Below are 20057 nucleotides of genomic sequence, written 5' to 3' on the forward strand. Positions count from 1 at the left end.
CATGGTTCGGGCGTCAGCGCAGGTGGGCGGGGGGTGCGGTGCTCTCGCGTACGACCAGCTCGGTCACCAGGTCTATCCGGCTGGTCGCCGGCTCGATGCCCCGCGCCAGCCCGAGCAGCATCTGGGTGGCGATGCCGGCCATGTCGCGCAACGGCTGGTTGATCGTGGTGAGAGCCGGATCCGTCCAGGCGGAGACCGGCAGGTTGTCGTACCCGATCACCGACAGGTCCTCGGGCACCCGCAGGCCGCACTGCCGGGCGGCCCGCAGCACCCCCATCGCCTGGATGTCCGAGCCGGCGAAGATCGCGGTGGGGCGATCCGGCCGGCGCAGCAGGCGCAGGCCGTGGTCGTGGCCGGCGGTCGCCAGGAAGCCGCCGTAGCGGACCAGCTCGCGATCGACGGCGACGCCGGCCTCGTCGTGGGCGGACTGGAAGCCGGCCGCCCGGGCCCGGCTGCACAGCACGTCGGGTGGCCCGGAGATGAGCGCGATCCGCCGGTGACCCAGCTCCAGCAGGTGCCGGGTGGCGAGCAGGCCGCCGTTCCAGTTGTTCGACCCGACGGTGGGCACCGCGGCCGAGGTCGCGCTGTCGGTGTCGACGACGACGAACGGGATCCCCTGGCGTCGCAGGTGCATCTGCTGTGCCTCGGCCAGGTGGCAGAGGACGAACAGCACGCCCAGCGGTCGGTCGGTGAGCAGGACGTCCAGCCACCGTGCCGGCGGGCGGTGCGCGCCGTCGAGCTGGGAGACGGCGAGCCGGATCCCCGCCTCGCTGGTCACCGCCTCGACTCCGCGCAGGATCTCCATGGCCCATCCCACGTCGAACTCGTGGAACACGAGATCGATGCGCCCGTCACCAGACGGCTTCCTGCCCCGCCGCTGGTACCGGTGGCGGTCGAGGCTGGCCTCGACCCGCGCCCTGGTGTCGGGCGCCACGTCGGTGCGTCCGTTGAGGACCTTGGACACCGTGGCGATTGACACGCCGACATCGTTGGCGATCGTTGCGATGGTGGTGGAGGCGGGTGGGTCGAGCGGGCGGTGCTCTGTCATCGCAGCCTCACACAACATCCGAAAGTTTCGGGAGACCCTAACACGATCGAGTGCTCCCGCCAGCCGCTGCGACGGTCGAGCTGACCCTTGACACACATAGACGGTGCACTTAGGTTGCCGAAAAGGTTACGCGGATTTCCGGAAAGTTTCGGATCGCGGATCGCTCGCCAGGCACCTGGCCCCTGACCAGGGCTGCGGCCGGAGTAGGAGGCCGAGGATGACATCCGAGACGTTGCGGCCTCCGCCGCCGGCACCGGACCGTGCCGCGGCGGAGACCGCCATCCGCCCGCCGCTGTCGCCACGCCGTCGCCGGACCTGGCGCCAGGCGCTGCGACGGGACTGGCAGCTCTACTCGCTGGCCGTCCTGCCGCTGCTGTTCTTCCTGGTCTTCCGCTACCTGCCGATGATCGGCAACGTGATCGCCTTCCGGCGGTTCAAACCGGGCGGCAGCATCTTCGGTGAGTACTGGGTCGGGCTGCGGTACTTCCGGATGTTCTTCACCGACCCGACGTTCTGGGAAGCCTTCACCAACACCCTGGTGCTGGGGACGCTGACCCTGCTGTTCTGCTTCCCGCTGCCGATCGTGCTGGCGCTGCTGCTCAATGAGGTGCGCGCCCGCCGGCTCAAGCGGTTCGTGCAGTCCGTGTCCTACCTGCCGCACTTCCTGTCGATCGTCATCGTGGCGGCCATGGTGATGCAGCTGACGTCCATCGACGGCACGGCCAACCAGCTCGTCCGTCTCGTCGGCGGCGACCCGGTGGCGTTCCTGCAACAACCGGAGTGGTTCCGCACCATCTACGTCTCCTCCGAGGTCTGGCAGACCGTCGGCTGGGGCACGATCCTCTACCTCGCCGCCCTCACCACGATCGACGAGGACCTGTACGAGGCCGCCCGGATCGACGGCGCGAGCCGGCTCCGGCAGACCTGGCACGTGACGTTGCCCGGCATCCGCCCGACCATGGTGACGCTGCTGATCCTCAACATCGGCACGTTCATGGCGGTCGGGTTCGAGAAGATCCTGCTGCTCTACAACCCGTTGACGTACCCGACCGCGGACGTGATCTCCACGTACCTGTTCCGGATGGGCTTCCAGTCCAGCAACTTCAGCTACGCGGCCGCGATCGGTCTCTTCGAGGCGGTGATCGGGCTGGCCCTGGTCCTGTCGGCGAACCTCATCTCCCGTCGCACTGTAGGGACGAGCCTGTGGTGATCCTCGGTACGAAGAGAGACGCCCCGACGACGCGTGGGCCGGTGGACAGCCGGGGTTACCGGATCTTCCGGGTCGTCAACGCTGTCGTCCTGACCGGCGTCGTGGTCGTGACGCTGTACCCGTTCCTCAACATCGTGGCCCGCTCGCTCAGCGACGAGGCGTACATCATCGCCGGAAAGGTGAACCTGGTCCCGCGCGGGTTCGACGTGACCGCGTACAAGCTGGTGATGTCCGACGCGATGTTCTGGACGAACTACCGCAACACGGTGGTGTACACGGTGGTCGCCACGATCATCTCCGTCGTGCTGACCACCTGCTACGCGTACGTGTTGTCGAAGCCGCAGCTCAAGGGGCGCGGCGTCCTCGTCGGCGTCGCGCTGTTCACCATGTTCTTCTCCGGTGGCCTGATCCCCAACTACGTCCTGGTCACCAGCCTGGGAATGAAGAACACCATCTGGGCCATCGTGATCCCGAACGCCATCAGCGTGTTCAACCTGCTTGTCATGAAGGCGTTCTTCGAGAGCCTGCCGAGCGAGTTGGAGGAGGCCGCGGCCGTCGACGGGCTCAGCACGTACGGCATCCTGCTGCGCATCGTCCTGCCGTTGTCCAAGGCGATCATCGCGACGATGGTGCTCTTCTACGCGGTCTCCTTCTGGAACTCGTGGTTCAGCGCGTTCCTCTACATCGACCGGCAGGACCTGCTTCCGGTCACCGTCTACCTGCGCAACCTCATCGCGGGCGCCACCGACGCACAGCAGGCCGGAGCCGCCGACGCCGACGTCGTCCAGGCGGCGGCCACGCTCCAGGCCGTGACGATCGTGCTCACCACCCTGCCGATCCTGGCGGTCTACCCGTTCGTACAGCGGTACTTCGTCTCCGGCGTGCTGCTCGGCGCGGTCAAGGGATGACGCCAACCGATCCACACCCACCCCCAACCCACCACCGAAAGGACGAGCCATGTTCCGCAAGACGTGGCGCCGCGTGGCGTTAGCCAGCGCGGGTCTGCTCGCGCTCAGCCTGGTCACCGCCTGTTCCGAGGACCCCTCCGAGTCGACGGACCTCTCGGAGAACCGGGTCGGCGCGATGGCCGACTACGGCGTCGGCGACCAGTTCAAGGCCACCGAGGCGCTCTCCTTCTCCACCCTCTACAACAACCACACGTTCTATCCCCTCAAGGACGACTGGCTGTTCTGGTCCGAGCTCACCAAGCGGACCAACGTCAAGATCGAGCCGGTCGCCGTACCGCTGAGCGACTACGAGCAGAAGCGCAGCCTGCTGATCGGCGCCGGGGACGCCCCGCTGATCATTCCGAAGACGTACCACCCGCAGGAGGACGCGTTCGTCTCCTCCGGGGCGATCCTGCCGGTGAGCGACTACCTGGATCTGATGCCCAACTTCAAGGACAAGATCGCCAAGTGGAACCTCAAGCCTGAGATCGACGGTCTGAAGCAGTCCGACGGCAAGTTCTACCTGCTGCCGGGGCTGCACGAGAAGCCCACGCAGGACTACACGGTGCTGGTGCGCGCCGACATCCTCCAGGAGCTGAACCAGCCGGTCCCCAAGACCTGGGACGAGCTGTACACGGTGCTCAAGGCGATGAAGGCCAGGTATCCGAACTCGTTCCCGTACTCCGACCGGTTCAGCAAGCCCAACCCGACCGGCGCCCTGCTGAACATCGTCGGCGCGTCCTTCGGCACCCGGGCGGGCTGGGACTACCAGCACGCCAGCTGGGACCCGGCGGCGAAGAAGTTCAACTACACCGGCTCCACCGAGCAGTACAAGCAGGTGGTCACGTACCTCCACAAGCTCGTCGCCGAGGGTTTGCTCGACCCGGAGAGCTTCACCCAGACCGACGACCAGGCGCGCCAGAAGCTCGCCAACGGCAAGTCGTTCGTGATCACCGGGAACGCGCAGACCCTGGTCAACGACCACCGGCCCGATCTGGCCAAGACCCTGCCGAAGGCGAAGCTGACCAAGATCCCGCTGCCCGTCGGCCCGGCCGGTGAGATCAATCCCTTCCCTCGCCTGGAGAACGGCATCATGATCTCCACGAAGGCTCGGGAGAGCAAGAACTTCGTGGCCATGATGCAGTTCATCGACTGGCTCTGGTATTCCGACGCCGGCCAGGAGTTCGCCCGGTGGGGCGTCGAGGGCACCACCTTCACCAAGGACGCGTCCGGCAAGCGCTCCGTCACCGCCGACGTCGACGTCCTCGGGCTCAACCCGAAGGCCACCAAGCACCTGCAGAAGGACTTCGGCTTCTACAACGGCGTCTTCGCCTACGGCGGCACCCCCGACCTGGTTCGCGGGTTCTTCTCCCCGGAGGAACTGGAGTTTCAGAAGGTGATGGATGCCCGGCCGCCGAGGCTGGTGCCCCCGCCCTTCCCGTTCACCGATGAGGAACGCGAGCAGGTGGCGCTCTGGGAGACCCCACTGAAGGACTTCGTCACCCAGAACACGCTGAAGTTCGCCCTCGGCCAGCGGCCCCTGAGCGAATGGGACGCCTACGTCGCCGAGCTGAAGGCCAAGAACTCCGAGCAGTACATCGAGATGGTCAACAAGGCGTACGACCGCTTCCAGAAGAACAACGGCTGATCGGCGGCGGGTCCGGTCGGGCAGCGCACCAGCACCCGGCCGGACCCTCCGGCCCCCTGCCGGCGCGGCGAGCCCACCCGCCCGCCCTGCGCGTGGGACGACCAGAGGACAGCGATGCGCATCACGGTTCCCGATCACGCCATCGGCCGCCTCACCGACGCCTGGCGCGGCTGCGTCGGCACCAGCCGGTTCGAGTTGGCCCTGCGGCGCGACTACCAGGACTCGCTGGCCCTCATCCAACGCGACATCGGATTCCGGCACATCCGCGGGCACGGGCTGCTCAGCGACGGCGTCGGCGTGCACCGCCCGTACGAACACTGGGGTGAGCGCCGGGTGCACCACTCGTTCACCTACGTCGACCAGGTCGTCGACGCCTACCTCGACCTCGGTGTCCGACCGTTCGTCGAGCTGGGGTTCATGCCCTCGGGCCTGGCCTCCGGCGACCAGACGGTGTTCTGGTGGCGGGGCAACGTCACGCCGCCCCGGTCCTTCACCGAGTGGGCGGACCTGGTCCGCGCCACTGTCGCCCACCTGGTCGACCGGTACGGCCTGGACGAGGTACGCGGCTGGCCGATCGAGGTGTGGAACGAGCCCAACCTGCTGCCCTTCTGGCAGGGCGCCGACCGGGACGCGTACCACCGCTTGTACGAGGTGAGCGCGCACGCGGTCAAGGAGGTCGACGCGGCCCTGCAGGTCGGCGGTCCGGCGATCTCGCCCGGGGCGGACGAGTGGCTCGTGCCCTTCGCCGAGTTCGTCACCGACCGCCAGGTGCCTGTCGACTTCGTCAGCCGCCACGCGTACACCTCGGGGCCCGCCCAGCACGTGCCGTTCGGCACCCACCAGACCCTCGCCCCGGCAACGGAGCTGCTGACCCAGTTCGCCGCACCGCGCCGGCACCTGGCCGGCACCGCCCTGGCGGAACTGCCCGTGCACATCACCGAGTTCAACTCCTCCTACCGGCCGGACAACCCGATCCACGACACGGCTTTCCACGCCGCGTACCTCGCGCCCGTGCTGGCCGCCGGCGGCGACCTGGTCGACTCCTTCTCGTACTGGACCTTCAGCGACATGTTCGAGGAGGTGGGGGTGCCGAGCGCGCTGTTCCACGGCGGGTTCGGCCTGCTCACCCACCGCCAGATCAAGAAACCCACCTACCACCTGTACGCCTTCATGGCGCGCCTCGGCGACGAGGTGCTGGCACGCGGGGACGACCACCTGGTGACCCGGCACCCCGACGGGCGGATCGCGGTGCTGGCCTGGGCCCCGGTGGACGTCACCGGCCGGTCGCCGGTGCCCGACCGGCACCCGCTGGCCCTGTCGATCCCGCTCGGCCCGCCGGGTACGACGTCGGCGTTCCTGCTCCGCTCGTCGGTGAGCGAGGAGGCGGGCAACGCCTGGGCCGCCTGGGCCGAGATGGGGCGCCCCCGCTCACCCCGGGCCCGCCAGCTCGACGCCCTACGGGAGGCCGCCGAGCCGGCCCGCACCCACCGCGCCCTGCCGGTCGCGACCGGGCGGGTCGAGGTGGACCTCACCCTCGCCCGGCACGAGGTCACCCTCCTGGAGCTGAGCCCGGTGGTGAACGAGACCCCGCAGTGGTGGGACGACGACCGCCTGCTCGGCCTGCCGGCCGGGGCCGATCATAAGGAGCAGCCGTGAGCGCGCACGCCTGGCGACAGTTCGGCGACGGGCCACTGTCCCGCGCCGCCGCCCGCGTCTACACCCTGCTCGTGGTCGAGCTGCTGTTCCTGCTCACCACCCTGCCCGGCCTGCTCCCGCTGCTCCTGCTGAGCCGTGACCCGAGCAACCTGCCGCTGGCCGCGGCCCTGCTGGTGCCGGTCGGTCCGGCGGTCTCCGCCGCCCTGTACGCCCTGCGCCACCAGCGCCCGGACGTGACGGATCTGCGGCCCGCCGCCGTCTTCTGGCGTGGCTACCGGGCCAACCTGCCCGGTGCGCTGCGGGTCTGGGTGCCGACGCTGCTGTGGCTGACAGTGCTCGCCGTGAACCTCGCCCACCTCGGCGCGGCCGCCGTCCCCCGGTGGTGGGCGGTGCCGATGGTCCTGGTCGGGGTGGGGGTGATCCTCTGTGCGGCCAACGCATTGGTGATCACCTCGCTGTTCGACTTCCGCACCCGGGACGTGCTCCGGCTGGCCGTGCACTTCCTGGTGCGTACCCCCGGTGTCACCGTCGGCAACGCGCTGCTGCTGGCCGCGGCGGCCGGGATCACCGCGGTCTTCTCCGAGGCGGTGCTGGTGATGCTCGGCTCGGTGGTGGTCCTGGCGTTCCTGCGCACCGGCGACCCGATGATCCACCTCATCCGGAAGGAGTTCACCGCATGAGCCTGCCCCGCACCGCGAAGGTGCCCTTCGGCGGCGACTACAACCCGGAACAGTGGCCCGAGGACGTGTGGAAGCAGGACCACCGACTCTTCGACGCCGCGCGCATCGACCTGGTCACGGTGGGCGTCTTCGACTGGGCGCTCATCCAGCCGGCCGAGGACGTGTACGACTTCTCGCTGCTGGACCGGATCATCGAGCGGGCCGGCACCCAGGGGCGTGGCATCTGCCTGGCGACCGGCACGGCCGCCCACCCGCCGTGGCTGGCGAAGGCGTACCCGGAGGTGACCCGCACCGACTTCGAGGGCCGCAGGCACCGTTTCGGGCAGCGGCACAACTCGTGCCCCAGCTCGCCGGTGTTCCGCCGGCTCTCCACCGAACTCGCCCGCCGGGTCGCCGGCCGCTACGCCGACGCTCCGGCCGTCGTCGCCTGGCACGTCGGCAACGAGTACGGCGGCGCCTGTTACTGCGAGCTCTGCGCGGCGGGGTTCCGCGACTGGCTGCGCCGCCGCTACGGCACCCTCGACGCGCTGAACGCGGCCTGGTACACCAGTTTCTGGTCGCACACCTTCAGCGACTGGGAGCAGATCGAGCCGCCGTCGGCGCTGACCGAGCACTGGCGTGGGCCGGACCACACCGCCTTCCAGGGCATCACCCTGGACTATCTGCGGTTCTCCTCCGACGCCATGCTGACCAACTTCCGGGACGAGAAGGCCGCCATCCGGGAGTCCAGCCCGGACCTGCCGGTGACCACGAACTTCATGGGCATGTACCGGCCGATCGACTACCACCGCTGGGCTCCGCACCTGGACTTCGCCTCCTGGGACAACTACCCGCCGGACGACGGGTCCGCGGCCCGGATGGCGCTGACCCACGACCTGATGCGCGGGCTCAAGGACGGCCAGCCGTTCTGGCTGATGGAACAGACGCCGAGCGTCACCGCCTGCCGCGACGTCAACCCGCTGAAACGGCCGGGCCTGATGCGGCTGTGGAGCTGGCAGGCGGTGGCGCACGGCGCCGACGCGGTGCTCTTCTTCCAACTGCGCGCCTCCCGTGGGGCCAGCGAGAAGTACCACGGCGCCGTCATCGGCCACGCCGGCCGCGCCGACACCCGGGTCTTCCGGGAGGTCGCCGAGCTGGGGGCGGAGCTGGAACGGTTCGGCCCGGTGTCGCTGGGCGCGCGGACGCCGGCGCGGGTGGCGATGCTGTTCGACTGGGACAGCTGGTGGGCGTTGGAGATCTCCGACGGCCCGTCCCGGCTGGTCCGGTACCAGCAGGTCGTGCTGGCGTACCACCGGGCGCTCTGGGAGGCCGGGGTCGACCTGGACGTGGTCGCGGTGGCCGCCGACCTGTCCGGCTACGACGTGGTCGTCGCGCCGGCCCTGCACATGCTCAAGGGGGACCTGCCGGAGCGCCTGGAGGCGGTGGCCGCCCGCGGCGGTTCGGTGCTGACCACGTACCTGTCCGGTCGGGTGGACGAGAACGACCAGGCCTTCCTCATGGACGTGCCGGGCCCGCTCGGGCAGCTGATGGGAATCCGGGTCGACGAGTGGGACGCCCGCGGCCCGGAGGTGGTCAACCCGGTTCGCCTCGGCGCCGGCGCCGATCGGTTCGACGTCGAGGCGCGGCTGCTCTTCGAGCTGGTGATCCCGCAGGGCGCGGAGGTGCTCGGCACCTACCAGGCCGACTTCTACGCCGGCACGGCCGCGGTGACCCGCAACTCCTTCGGCCACGGGCACGGCTGGTACGTCGCCGCCGGGCTGGACCAGGTCGGGGTCTCCTGGGTGGTCCGGCAGGTGCTGGCCCGGCACGACCTGCTCGGGCCGTACCCGGACGTGCCGGAGCTGGAGTCCGCGCTCCGGATCGCGCCGGACGGGACACGGCTGCTGTTCCTGCTCAACCACCGCGTCGAGCCGGTCGAGGTCACCGCCCGGACCGGCGGCGTCGACCTGCTCACCGGTGACCGGGCGGAGACCGGGCAGTCGCTGCGGCTGCCGGCGTACGGGGTCGTCGTGCTGCGGGAGGACCGGTGATCGCCGAGGAAGCGCGGCTGCACGCCGCCTGGCTGCCGCCGGAGGCGTTCCGGGCGCTCGGCTCGCGCCGCGTGCTGGTACACGGCGACGGGATGCTCGTCGACACAGTGCTCGACGAGGTCGCCCGCGCCTGTGCCCGGTACGGCGGTCGGATGTGGCATTCCCCGTCCTGGGACGTGGACGTCGATCTGGTGCTCGCGCTCCGCGGCACCGACGAGTTGCCGAGCGCGACGGTGCAGGCGGCGCGGGCAGCGGGGGAGGCGGCGCTGGCGCAGGCGGGCGACAACGCGGTGCTCGGTGCCGAGGGGTTCGTGCTGGCCCGGGCCGGCGACGTGACCGCCGTGCTGGCCGACGCGCCCGCCGGTCTGCTGTACGGGCTGTTCCACCTGGTCCGGCTCGGCGCTGCCGCGTTCGACACCACCCGTCCGGCGGAACAGCACCGACCCGCGCTGCGTCGGCGGATGCTGAACCACTGGGACAACGTGGCCGTGCACCCGGTGATGGGTCAGGTGGAGCGGGGATACGCCGGCGGCTCGATCTTCTGGCGGAACGGCCGGCCGCGCGGAGACCTGGCCCGAATCCGGGAGTACGCGCGGCTCCTGGCCGCCTGCGGCATCAACGCGATCTCGGTGAACAACGTAAACGTCGGCCGGACGGAGGCGCGGCTGCTCACCGACCGGCTCGGCGACGTGGCCGAGATCGCGGACGTGCTGCGGCCGTACGGCATCCGGGTGCACCTGTCGGTCACCTTCGCCGCGCCGGTGGTCCTCGGCGGCCTGCCGAACGCCGACCCGGTGGACGAGGCGGTACGTGCCTGGTGGGCCGTGACGACCCGGCAGGTGTACGAGCGCATCCCGGACTTCGGCGGCTACGTGGTGAAGGCCGACTCCGAGGGGCAACCGGGCCCGTTCACCTACGGGCGTGACCACGCCGACGGGGCGAACCTGCTGGCCGACGCCCTCGCCCCGCACGGGGGAGTGGTGCACTGGCGGGCGTTCGTCTACAACCATCACCAGGACTGGCGGGACCGGTCCACCGACCGGGCGCGGGCCGCGTACGACCATTTCGTCCCGCTCGACGGGCGGTTCCGCGACAACGTGGTCCTGCAGGTGAAGTTCGGTCCGGTGGACTTCCAGGTACGCGAGCCTGTCTCCCCGGTGCTCGCCGCGATGCCGGCCACCCGGCTGGCGGTAGAGGTGCAGGTCACCCAGGAGTACACCGGCCAGCAGCGCCACGTCTGCCACCTCGGCCCGTGGTGGAGCGAGGTGTTGCGGTTCGCGCCGTGGGGCCCGGGCGGGCGGACGGTCGCCGACGTGGCCGCGGGGGAGGCGGGGGAGGGCGGTGGCCTGGTCGCCGTCGCCAACGTCGGCGACGACCTCTTCTGGACCGGGCACCCGCTGGCGCAGGCGAACCTGTACACCGTCGGCCGGCTCGCCTGGGATCCGCAGCTGGATCCCCGGGCGGTCCTCGACGAGTGGATCGCGCTGACCTTCCCGCAGTCGGCGATGGCCGACCCGGAGCTGGTCGGACGGACGCTGCACGAGATCATGGACGACTCCTGGCGCACCTATGAGCGGTACACCGCCCCGCTGGGTGTCGGCTTCATGGTTCATCCCGGTGACCACTACGGCCCCGACGTGGACGGGTACGAGTACACCCGGTGGGGCACGTACCACTTCGCGGATCGCGACGGTGTCGGCGTGGACCGCAGCCGCGCGTCGGGCACCGGGTTCGCCGGTCAGTACCCGCCGTACTGGGCCCAGGTGTACGAGTCGCCCGAGCGGTGCCCGGACGAGCTGCTGCTCTTCTTCCACCACGTCCCGTACGGGCACGTCCTGCACGACGGGTCCACGGTCATCCAGCACATCTACGACACCCACTTCGCGGGCGTCGAGGAGGTGGCGGTCATGCGGGGGCGATGGCGGACGTTGAAGGGGTTGATCGATCCCGCCGTGTACGAGCGGGTGGAGCAGCGCCTCGACGAGCAGGCGCGCAGCGCCACCGAGTGGCGGGATCAGACCAACACCTACTTCTTCCGCAAGTCCGGTGTGCCGGACGCGCACGGGCGTCGCATCTACTGACCGGCGGCTTCCGGAAGCCTCCCGATAACCCCCGTCGGACGGATCTCGCGGATCATCCCGTCGGTGGTCGTCGATGCGCAGGTCACGGCCAGCCCCGGCCGCCGAAAGGCTTCCGGAAGTCTTGACAATCGAGTTCTCTCGATTGAAGCTGACAAGGTCACGCGAGCCGCGGTCAGGGTCGGGCGAAGGGCAGTCCTCGACTTACTCCCCTTCCATGCGCCATTCTCCTGAGGAATCGCGAACGATGACACTGAAAAGAAGAACGCTCGGCGTCGTCATGGCCGTGGTCACACTGGCCGCCGCCGCGTTGACGTTCGCCGCGCCGGCGTCGGCGGCGACGCTGACGCAGGTGACCGGCTTCGGCACCAACCCCACCAATCTCCAGATGCACCTGTACGTTCCGGACCGGGTGGCGTCCCGGCCGGCGATCCTGCTCGCCCTGCACTACTGCACCGGATCGGGTCCGGCGTACCACTCCGGCACGCAGTACGCGTCCCTCGCCGACCGGTACGGGTTCATCGTGATCTACCCGTCGGTGACCCGCAGCAGCCTGTGCTGGGACGTGTCCTCCCCGCAGGCGCTGCGCCGGGGCGGCGGCAGCGATCCCGTCGGGCTCATGTCGATGGTCGACTACGTACGCCAGCGGTACTCCGCCGACCCCGCGCGGATCTTCGCCACCGGCACCTCGTCCGGGGCCATGATGACGAACGTCCTGCTGGGCGACTACCCGGACGTGTTCGCGGCCGGTGCCTCCTTCGCCGGGGTGCCGTTCGGCTGCTTCGCCACCGGGGGCGGCTCGGAGTGGAACAGCGAGTGCGCGAACGGTCAGCTCATCAGAACCCCGCAGCAGTGGGGTGATCTGGTCCGGGAGGCCTATCCCGGCTACACGGGTCGTCGCCCGCGGATGCAGATCTGGCACGGCACCAACGACGAGACGCTGCGCTACCCGAACTTCGGCGAGCAGGTCAAGCAGTGGACCAACGTGCATGGGCTGAGCCAGACCCCGACGTACACCGACTCGCCGCAGTCCGGCTACACCCGCACCCGCTACGGGAGCAGTGGCGGAACGGCCCCGGTCGAGGCGATCAGCATGCAGGGCGTGTCGCACAACCTGCCGGTCGACGCGGCGCAGGTGATCCGCTTCTTCGGGCTGGACACCACCACCCCGCCCACCACCCCGCCGCCGACGACCCCACCCCCGACGACCCCACCCCCGACGACCCCGCCGCCGACCACTCCGCCGCCGTCCGGCGCTGGTTGCCGCGTCGGATACGCGGTCAACGCCTGGAACACCGGCCTCACCGCCAGCGTGACCATCACCAACACCGGTGCGGTGGCGGTGAACGGTTGGACCCTGACGTTCGCGCTGCCCACCGGCCAGCGCATCACCAACGGCTGGAACGCGCAGTACTCCACGACGAGCGGTGCGGTGAGCGCCCGCAACGTCTCCTACAACGCCGCCATCGCCCCGAACGCGTCGGTCGACATCGGCTTCCAGGCCACCCACGAGGGCGGCACCGGTAAACCCTCGTCCTTCGCCCTGAACGGCATCGCCTGCTCGGTGGCCTGACCCCCTCGGGACACCACCACCATCGATTGGAGTTGCACGATGAGAAACGCGCAATGGAAGGCGGTATCGAGAGCCGCCCTCGCGCTGACCGGGGTGAGCGCCCTCGCCGCCGGCGTGGCGATGGTCCTGGCGGCTCCCGCAGCCGCCGGCACCACGCTCGGTGCGTCCGCCGCCGAGCAGGGCCGGTATTTCGGCGCGGCCGTAGCCGCCAACAAGCTGAACGACAGCGCCTACACGACGATCCTGAACCGCGAGTTCAACTCGGTCACGCCCGAGAATGAGATGAAGATCGACGCCACCGAGCCGCAGCAGAACCAGTTCAGCTACGGCGCGGCGGACCAGATCGTCAACCACGCGCGCACGCGCGGAATGCAGGTGCGCGGTCACACCCTGGCCTGGCACTCGCAGCAGCCCGGCTGGATGCAGAACATGAGCGGCACCGCGCTGCGCCAGGCGATGCTCAACCACGTCACGCAGGTGGCGACGCACTTCCGGGGACAGGTCGTCGCGTGGGACGTGGTGAACGAGGCGTTCGCCGACGGTGGCTCCGGCGCCCGGCGGGACTCCAACCTCCAGCGCACCGGCAACGACTGGATCGAGGCGGCCTTCCGGGCCGCCCGGGCGGCCGATCCCGGCGCGAAGCTCTGCTACAACGACTACAACACCGACGACTGGACACACGCCAAGACCCAGGCCGTGTACACGATGGTGCGTGATTTCAAGCAGCGTGGCGTACCCATCGACTGCGTCGGTTTCCAGTCGCACTTCAACAGCGGCTCGCCGTACCCCGGCAACTACCGCACCACGCTGTCCAGCTTCGCGGCGCTCGGCGTCGACGTGCAGATCACCGAGCTGGACATCGAGGGGGCGTCGGCGGCCACGTACCGCAGCGTCGTGCAGGACTGCCTCGCGGTGGCCCGCTGCAGCGGCATCACCGTATGGGGCATCCGGGACAGCGACTCGTGGCGGGCCTCGCAGACCCCGCTGCTGTTCACCAGCGGTGGCGCCAAGAAGCCGGCGTACGACGCGGTCCTCGCCGCGCTGAACAACGGGTCGACCCCGCCGCCGACCACCCCGCCGCCGACGACCCCGCCCCCGACGACTCCTCCGCCGACCACTCCGCCGCCCACCACCCCGCCCCCGGGGCCCGGTGGCTGCACCGCGACCGTGTCGGTGAACCAGTGGACGGGTGGCTTCGTGGCGACGGTGAGGGTGACGGCCGGATCGTCGGCCATCAACTCCTGGGCGGTGACGATCACCTTGCCGTCGGGTGCGACGGTCACCAACGCCTGGAACGCCAACCGCAGCGCTGACACCGGCACGACGCGCTGGACGAATGTGGCCTACAACGGCCGGGTCGGCGCCGGCCAGTCCACCGAGTTCGGATTCCAGGCCAACGGCACAGCCGGCGGCCTGACCCCGGCCTGCGCCGCGGGCTGACGCACACCGGCCGGTGTGGAGGATGGCCCCGGATCCTCCACACCGGCCAGGGCGGTCAGGTTCGGCAGATCTTCACGTTCGGCTGGATGTCCAGCTTGTTGAACACGTTGTCCACCCGGCCGATGCCCGCCTTCGCCTCGATCGAGCCCGCGTTGATCAGCTCCAGGAAGGCGTTGACCGCCTTCACCAGTCCGGCGGGGATGCGGTAGCCGACCCCGTACTCCAGGAACACGCCGAGCTGGGTGCTGCGGCACAGCGCGATCGGCGCGCCCAGGGCGGAACCGACGGTCAACCCCACCGAGGCGGTGACCGTCGCGTACAGACCGGCGGTGAACCCGAAGGCACCGAGGCCGGCTCGGAAGGAGGCCTGGTAGTGGACGACGATTCCGCTGACGCCGACCGACGGCCCGTAGATCGAGTCGGTGATGCTGTTGCGGACGGTGAGTTTCCACGGCGTAGTGGCGCCGAAGGCACCGTCGGCGTAGCCGAACCCGAGCGAGCCGCCCAGCGACCACTCGCCGGCCGCCTTGATGTTGCCGTCCTTGGCGCTGAACGCCGTCTGCACCCCGATGAGTTGGTTGGCGGTGACGGAGAACGGAACGCCGAGGATCTGGCCGACCGGCACGCTGAAGTCCAGCGGGATCGGGATGCGCTTGTTGACGTTCTGCCCGACGTTTGTGGCGCCCGCGATCTCGATCCGCAGCCCGGCCATGCCGTCGATCCGCAGTTCCGCCCGACGGACGGTGCCACCCCGGATCTCCAGGTGGAACCGGGCCGACGGGCGCTTCATCAGCAGCGTGACAGTGCCCGTGATGCGGATCCCACCGCCGTCGTAGCTGAAATGCGCGCCCACCCCGTTCGCGCAGCAGATCGGGGTGATTGGGAACCCGGCGGTCCCTCGTGCGCCGGCCGCGACCGCCGGCCGCACCGCGCTGTTCGGGGCGGAGGGCACGCCGACGAGCGGCGTCATCGATCCGCCGCCGCTGCCGCCTTCGGCCTCGCCGTCGTACCCGGCCCAGAACGGCGTGCCCGCGTCGTAGCGGACCGGCTTCTCCAGGGAGACCGGACCGTCGGTGGCGAAGGTGCCGTCGCGGATGACCTGGGTGATGTCCACCGGCCCCAGGGTCACCGCGAGGTCGTCCCCGTCGCGGCGGACGTCGAGCACCCGCCCGACCGCCCGACCGGTGAGGAACATGATCCTTCCCCGGGCGAGCCGGTCGGCGCCGCTGGCGTCCGGGTCGACGCGCCAGGTGAGCGCGTCGTCGGAGAGCCCGCGCACCGATCCGCCACCGCCGCCCACGAACACCACGTCGGGCTGGTAGGTCACGTGTCGATCCGGCGCGGGCGCCGCCCCGTGCCGCTGCTCTCCGCCGCTGCCACCGGTCGGTGGAACCGGTGACGTCGGGTCCGCCGCACCCCGGTCGCAGGCCGCGAGAAGCAACAGCGTCACCGTGATCAGCGCCGTCATGGCGCGGCGACGCCGCGACCCGGCTGCCAGCATGTCGCCTCCTCGCGCGCTCAGAGCCGGCCGGCGGCCGTACGGGCCAGGGCGGTGAGGGCGGTGCGGTACTTCGCCGGGTCGTCGGTGCGGACCAGCCGGATGGAGACCCACACCCCGCCCTTGCTGAAGAAGACCGTGCCGTCCTCGGCGTACGCCTCGTCGCCCGCGCCACTGATTTCGGTCAGTTCGTGCCCGAGTTCGCGCTCGATGTCGAGGAACTTCTTCGCGCCAGGGCCGACGAACACCTCGACCTGAGCGGTCGGGCCGGTGACCGGACCGGTGTAGGTGCAGGTGTCCCGGTCTGGCGCAGGCTTCTCCAGTGGGTCGTCCAGAGGCGTGCCGGCCAGCTTCTCGGCGTCCTTCCTTGACACGAGGGCGCAGGCGTCGACGGCCGCCGTGGCGGGCGTCTCCTCGTCCGGCGTGGCTACCGGCAGGTCACCGGCGGGCGTGGTCGCGACGCCCGGCTCGGCACCGGCCGCCGGGACGGCCGGGTCGTCGTCCGTACCGCAGCCGGCGAGCGCGATGAGCGTCAACACCGCGACGAGGAGCTGGCCACGCCGCCGCTCGCCAATTCCGGGGTGGGTCATCGTGGGTCCGCCTTCTGTCGTGGGCTCGGCGTCACAGCGGGAGGGCGTCGAGCAGCTGACGCAGGGTCCGTTCGTAGCCGTCGGTGCTGGCGCCGAGTCGCTCGAAGCTGCTCAACGTCACGGTGTAGCTGCCGGTGTCGCTCACCACGACCGCCTCGCCTCCGATGTCCTTGACGGCGAGGTACGCCTTGCGGCCCTTGTCGACGTCCTGCACCTCGCGGTACGACGCCGTCGCCTGTTGCCGCTGGTAGTCGTAGGTGGTCTCGCCGGCGACCGGGGAGGCGGTGGTGATGGTGAGCATGGCGACGCCCTTGCCGTCGCCGAACAGGCAGTTGCCCTGGTCCTTCATGGGCTGACCGACGAGCTCGGTGACCTTCGCCGCGGTGAAGGGGCACGCCGGCCTGGGCACGTCGGGCAGGTCGGCCAGGTCGCCACCGGCGTCCGCCTCGACGCCGGCACCGGCGGCCGGGTCGGCGCCGCCGGTGTCGTCCGGGCCGCAGGCGACCAGCGGGAGGAGCAGCAGTGAACACCACAGGGGTGCGATCAGACGGCGCACAGTCATTCTTCCTTCGGGAGTTCCGGGTTGGTGGGGCCCGGCGGATGGAGCCACCGGGCCGGGATCAGCCGGTCGACCCGCCAGGCGGCGGCCGCGGCGGCCGCGGCCACCACCTCCGCGTCAGGGCCCTCGACCAGCGCGATCACGACGTCGTCGGTCGGCAACCGGACGGCCGCGACCAGCCGGCAGTCCGGCGTGCCGATCACCGGCACCGCCCCGCCCGCGCCGGGGGAGCAGTCGTACTGCTCGAGTGCGAACAGGTGGCCGGCCATGAACCCGAGGCTAGGTCGCCGCGGGCGGCGAGGAATCGGGCGTTTCCCTATGCTTGCGCGTCGGCCCTGGTCATCGCGGCACCCAGCTCCGCCCGGGTCGAGATGCCGAGCTTGCGGTAGATCCGAGCGAGGTTCGCCTCGACGGTCTTCGGGCTGACGAACAGCTCGTCGGCGATGGCCCGGTTGGTCCGCCCGCGCGCGGCGAGCTGGGCCACCCGTTCCTCGGTGGCGGTGAGGTGCCGGGGCGTCGGCGGGCGTCCACCGACGCGGGCCAACTCGGCGCGGGCGCGATCCGCGAACGCGGCCGCGCCGATCTCGGTGAACTCCGCGACCGCCGCCTCCAACGCCTGCCGGGCCGGCAGCTTGCGCCGGGCCCGGCGGTGCACGATCCCGGCCACGAACAGACAGCGGGCGCGGTCCAACGGCAACACATCCGGCGGTACGGCGTCCCGCGCCGCCGTCAGCGCGTCGAGCGCCGCACCGGCGTCGGCACCGGTGGCGCTGTCCAGCAGCGCGCGGGCCCGGGCGGCGCCCAACATCGTCCAGGGACGCGGCAACCGGCGGTGCCGGGCGGTCAGCCGGGCCAGCACGTTCGCCGCCAGGTCGAGGTCGCCCGCCCCGACGCACGCCTCGATCCAGTCCGGCTCGAACCGCATGGCCAGCGGCTCCACCAGCCCGTTCGCGTCGATCGTCGCGGCCAGTTCGGTGTACGCGGCGGCCGCCTCCGCCGTCCGGCCCGCGGAGAGCGCCACGAAACCCGCCAACTGCTGGTGGATCCGTCGGCACCAGTCGTCGTCCAGTTCGTCGGCGAGCCGCAGGCCGGACTCGGCCACCCGGGTCGCGTCGGCCAGCCGGCCCCGGTGCGCGTCGAGCAGCGCGGCCAGCCAGGTCTCACCGACCAGGCCCGTGCCGAGCTGGTCACCCAGCTCCCGGGCCGCGCTGATGTGCCGTTCGGCATCGTCCCACCGCCCGGCCAGCAACTCGGCCTCGCCGAGGTGGGAGAGCAGCTCGTGTTGCAGCGGCTCGTCGCCCCTCGCCTCGGCGCGGCCCAACATCCGGTGCAGCCGCAGTCGGGCCCGCTCCGCGTCGTCGATCGACTTCCACCAGATCGCGGGCACCGTGCTCGCCAGCCACGCCGGTTCGTCGCCCTCCAGGGCGAGGGCCCGGTCCAGCAGATCGGTGCGCGGCGGTTGCCCCAGCCGTACCTCCTGGAAGAAGAGCAGGACCAGGGCGGCGGCGAGCAGGTCGTGGTCGTCGTCGCGTCCGTCCAGGAGTGCGGCGGCCGCCTCGGCGTGTCTCCGGGCGGACTCGGTGTGGTCCTGAAAGACGGCGAGGTGGGCATGGATGCGGCCGGCCAGGGCCGAGCCGGGTGGGGCCGCCGCCAACGCCCGGGTGCCGTTGTCCACCGCGACCCGGCTGGCCTCACCGCCGGACCAGGCGACGATGGCCCGCAGCAGCAGGGACTCCGCCCGTACCTCGCCGGTGAACTCCGCCGCGACCGCCTCGGCCGCCTCCCGGGCCGCCGGGAAGTCGCCGCTGTCGAACCGGCAGCGGGCCGCGGCAAGTCGCCGCCGGCCCAGGCGTACCCGGTCGTCAGCCGGGGTGAGCTGGCCCGCGCGGTCGTGCAGGTCGGCGGCGAGATCAGGTGCGCCCCGGCTGTGCCAGCGTTCGGCTGCGGCGGCGAGGGTGTCCGCGACCACCGGGTCCGGGTCCGTCGCGCAGAGCGCGAGGTGCCGGGCCCGCTCATCCGGATCGGCGAGCAGGTCGGCGAGCTGGCGGTGCAGGCGTCGGCGGACCCCCGGCGGGATACCGGCCCGGACGGCCGCCGCGTACACCGGGTGGGTGAACCGCACGCCGTTCGGCGTCACCACGATCAGCCCGGCCTCCTCGGGCGCGTCCAGCGCCGCGGTGGACACCCCCGCCCCGGCGAGGTCGGCCAGGGTGGGCACGGTCAGCAGCGCGGCGAGTCGCACCGCGGTGCGACTCGCCGGAGGCAGCCCGGCGAGGACGTCCGCGAGCAGGTGGTGCATGGACGCGGCCACCGGCAGGTCGTCGCCGGGCGAGGGTTGGCGCGGAAGGCGTTGCACGGCGCGGACCACCTCGATGGCCAGCAGCGGATTGCCCGCGGCCTCCCGGGCCACCCGGACGAGCATCGGCCGGCTGAGGGTGACGCCGAGTTGCCCGCGGAGGACATGGTGCAGCGCGCCGACGTCCAGCGGAGGCACCTCGACCCGTCGGACCGGGCCGCCGACGTGGCCCGCACCGAGACCGAGCGGTACGTCGTCGGCTGGGCCCTGGCCACGTCGGCGACTCAGCAGGGTCGCCAGGCCGGCCACCCGGCGCAGCGCGTACCGCAACGCGCGTTCACTGGGTCGGTCCAGCCACGGCGCGTCGTCGACCGCGAGAAGCACAGTCGGATGGCTGTTCGCCGCCGTCGCGGCTTCCAGCAACGACCGGGTGGCCGCCCCGACCACCCGTACGTCCACGGCCTCGTGGGCGTCGCCGGAGAGGAGCACCACCTCGGCGGCGATCCGCTGCGGCCGGGGCAGCTCGGTGACCCGGTCGGCGAGCGGGTGGAGCAGGTCGGCCAGAGCCGCGTACGGGAGCTCGGATTCGGCCTCGGTCGGCGCGCAGCTCAACACCAGCCAACCGGCCCGCGTCGCGTGCGCGACCAGCGCCCGCCACAGCTCGGTCTTGCCGATGCCGGCGGGCCCTTCCAACAGCACCGGCCCAGGCTGGCTCAGGAGGCGCCAGGCCTGGTCGAACACCTCGTCCCGTCCGACGATGGCGCGTCGCATGGGGGAATTCTGGCATCCGATCAGGTGGACGGG

Annotated in this window: 15 protein-coding genes; 9 read left to right on the forward strand and 6 right to left on the reverse strand. The window is 71.1% G+C overall.

Annotated features, from left to right (window positions below):
* Positions 1–13: 13 nt before the first annotated feature.
* Positions 14–1048, reverse strand: a complete 1035-nt coding sequence (locus GA0070607_RS26190) for a LacI family DNA-binding transcriptional regulator (protein WP_089020566.1) — start codon at positions 1046–1048, stop codon at positions 14–16.
* A gap of 217 nt (positions 1049–1265) precedes the next feature.
* Here GA0070607_RS26190 and GA0070607_RS26195 point away from each other — a divergent pair, with 217 nt between their 5' ends.
* The 9 genes from GA0070607_RS26195 (at position 1266) to GA0070607_RS26235 (ending at position 14310) form a co-directional block, all read left to right on the forward strand.
* A complete protein-coding gene (locus GA0070607_RS26195; RefSeq protein ID WP_172899112.1) occupies positions 1266–2258 on the forward strand; it encodes an ABC transporter permease in 993 nt (330 codons plus the stop codon).
* Positions 2255–3166 carry a carbohydrate ABC transporter permease gene (locus GA0070607_RS26200; protein ID WP_231930378.1) on the forward strand — a complete coding sequence of 304 codons (912 nt, stop codon included), beginning with the start codon at positions 2255–2257 and terminating at the stop codon, positions 3164–3166. The genes GA0070607_RS26195 and GA0070607_RS26200 overlap by 4 nt, the downstream gene beginning before the upstream one ends.
* Positions 3167–3215: 49 nt before the next feature.
* Positions 3216–4853 (forward strand): ABC transporter substrate-binding protein, encoded by a 1638-nt coding sequence (locus GA0070607_RS26205; protein ID WP_089020568.1) that lies wholly within the window; start codon positions 3216–3218, stop codon positions 4851–4853.
* Between the two features lie 114 nt (positions 4854–4967).
* Positions 4968–6509, forward strand: coding sequence for a GH39 family glycosyl hydrolase (locus GA0070607_RS26210; protein WP_089020569.1), 1542 nt, complete (start codon positions 4968–4970; stop codon positions 6507–6509).
* The gene (locus GA0070607_RS26215) at positions 6506–7189 is read left to right on the forward strand and encodes a DUF624 domain-containing protein (RefSeq protein WP_089020570.1); all 684 of its coding nucleotides are present in this window, start codon (positions 6506–6508) and stop codon (positions 7187–7189) included. The genes GA0070607_RS26210 and GA0070607_RS26215 overlap by 4 nt, the downstream gene beginning before the upstream one ends.
* Entirely contained in the window at positions 7186–9219 is a 2034-nt protein-coding gene (locus GA0070607_RS26220; protein ID WP_089020571.1) for a beta-galactosidase, read from the forward strand. Before GA0070607_RS26215 ends, GA0070607_RS26220 begins: the two co-directional genes overlap by 4 nt.
* Complete coding sequence (locus GA0070607_RS26225) at positions 9216–11300, forward strand: alpha-glucuronidase (RefSeq protein WP_089020572.1); 2085 nt, start codon at positions 9216–9218, stop codon at positions 11298–11300. Before GA0070607_RS26220 ends, GA0070607_RS26225 begins: the two co-directional genes overlap by 4 nt.
* 244 nt (positions 11301–11544) lie before the next feature.
* The gene (locus GA0070607_RS26230) at positions 11545–12870 is read left to right on the forward strand and encodes an extracellular catalytic domain type 1 short-chain-length polyhydroxyalkanoate depolymerase (protein WP_089020573.1); all 1326 of its coding nucleotides are present in this window, start codon (positions 11545–11547) and stop codon (positions 12868–12870) included.
* A 39-nt stretch (positions 12871–12909) separates the two neighbouring features.
* Positions 12910–14310 carry an endo-1,4-beta-xylanase gene (locus GA0070607_RS26235; RefSeq protein ID WP_089020574.1) on the forward strand — a complete coding sequence of 467 codons (1401 nt, stop codon included), beginning with the start codon at positions 12910–12912 and terminating at the stop codon, positions 14308–14310.
* A gap of 55 nt (positions 14311–14365) precedes the next feature.
* Here the strand turns inward: GA0070607_RS26235 and GA0070607_RS26240 are convergent, their stop codons facing one another.
* The 5 genes from GA0070607_RS26240 to GA0070607_RS26260 are packed head-to-tail and all read right to left on the reverse strand — an operon-like array spanning position 14366 to position 20024.
* Positions 14366–15811 (reverse strand): hypothetical protein, encoded by a 1446-nt coding sequence (locus GA0070607_RS26240; RefSeq protein WP_089020575.1) that lies wholly within the window; start codon positions 15809–15811, stop codon positions 14366–14368.
* 17 nt (positions 15812–15828) lie between these two features.
* On the reverse strand, positions 15829–16398 hold the full coding sequence (locus GA0070607_RS26245; RefSeq protein WP_089020576.1) for a hypothetical protein: 570 nt from the start codon (positions 16396–16398) through the stop codon (positions 15829–15831).
* Positions 16399–16429: 31 nt separating this feature from the next.
* Positions 16430–16960 carry a P-loop NTPase family protein gene (locus GA0070607_RS26250; RefSeq protein ID WP_157743269.1) on the reverse strand — a complete coding sequence of 177 codons (531 nt, stop codon included), beginning with the start codon at positions 16958–16960 and terminating at the stop codon, positions 16430–16432.
* Positions 16957–17226: a hypothetical protein gene (locus GA0070607_RS26255; RefSeq protein ID WP_089020578.1), complete on the reverse strand. Its 270-nt coding sequence runs from the start codon at positions 17224–17226 to the stop codon at positions 16957–16959. Before GA0070607_RS26255 ends, GA0070607_RS26250 begins: the two co-directional genes overlap by 4 nt.
* A 47-nt stretch (positions 17227–17273) precedes the next feature.
* The gene (locus tag GA0070607_RS26260; RefSeq protein WP_089020579.1) at positions 17274–20024 is read right to left on the reverse strand and encodes an AAA family ATPase; all 2751 of its coding nucleotides are present in this window, start codon (positions 20022–20024) and stop codon (positions 17274–17276) included.
* Positions 20025–20057 lie beyond the last annotated feature (33 nt).

Source organism: Micromonospora coriariae, assembly GCF_900091455.1.
GTDB classification, from domain to species: Bacteria; Actinomycetota; Actinomycetes; order Mycobacteriales; family Micromonosporaceae; genus Micromonospora; species Micromonospora coriariae.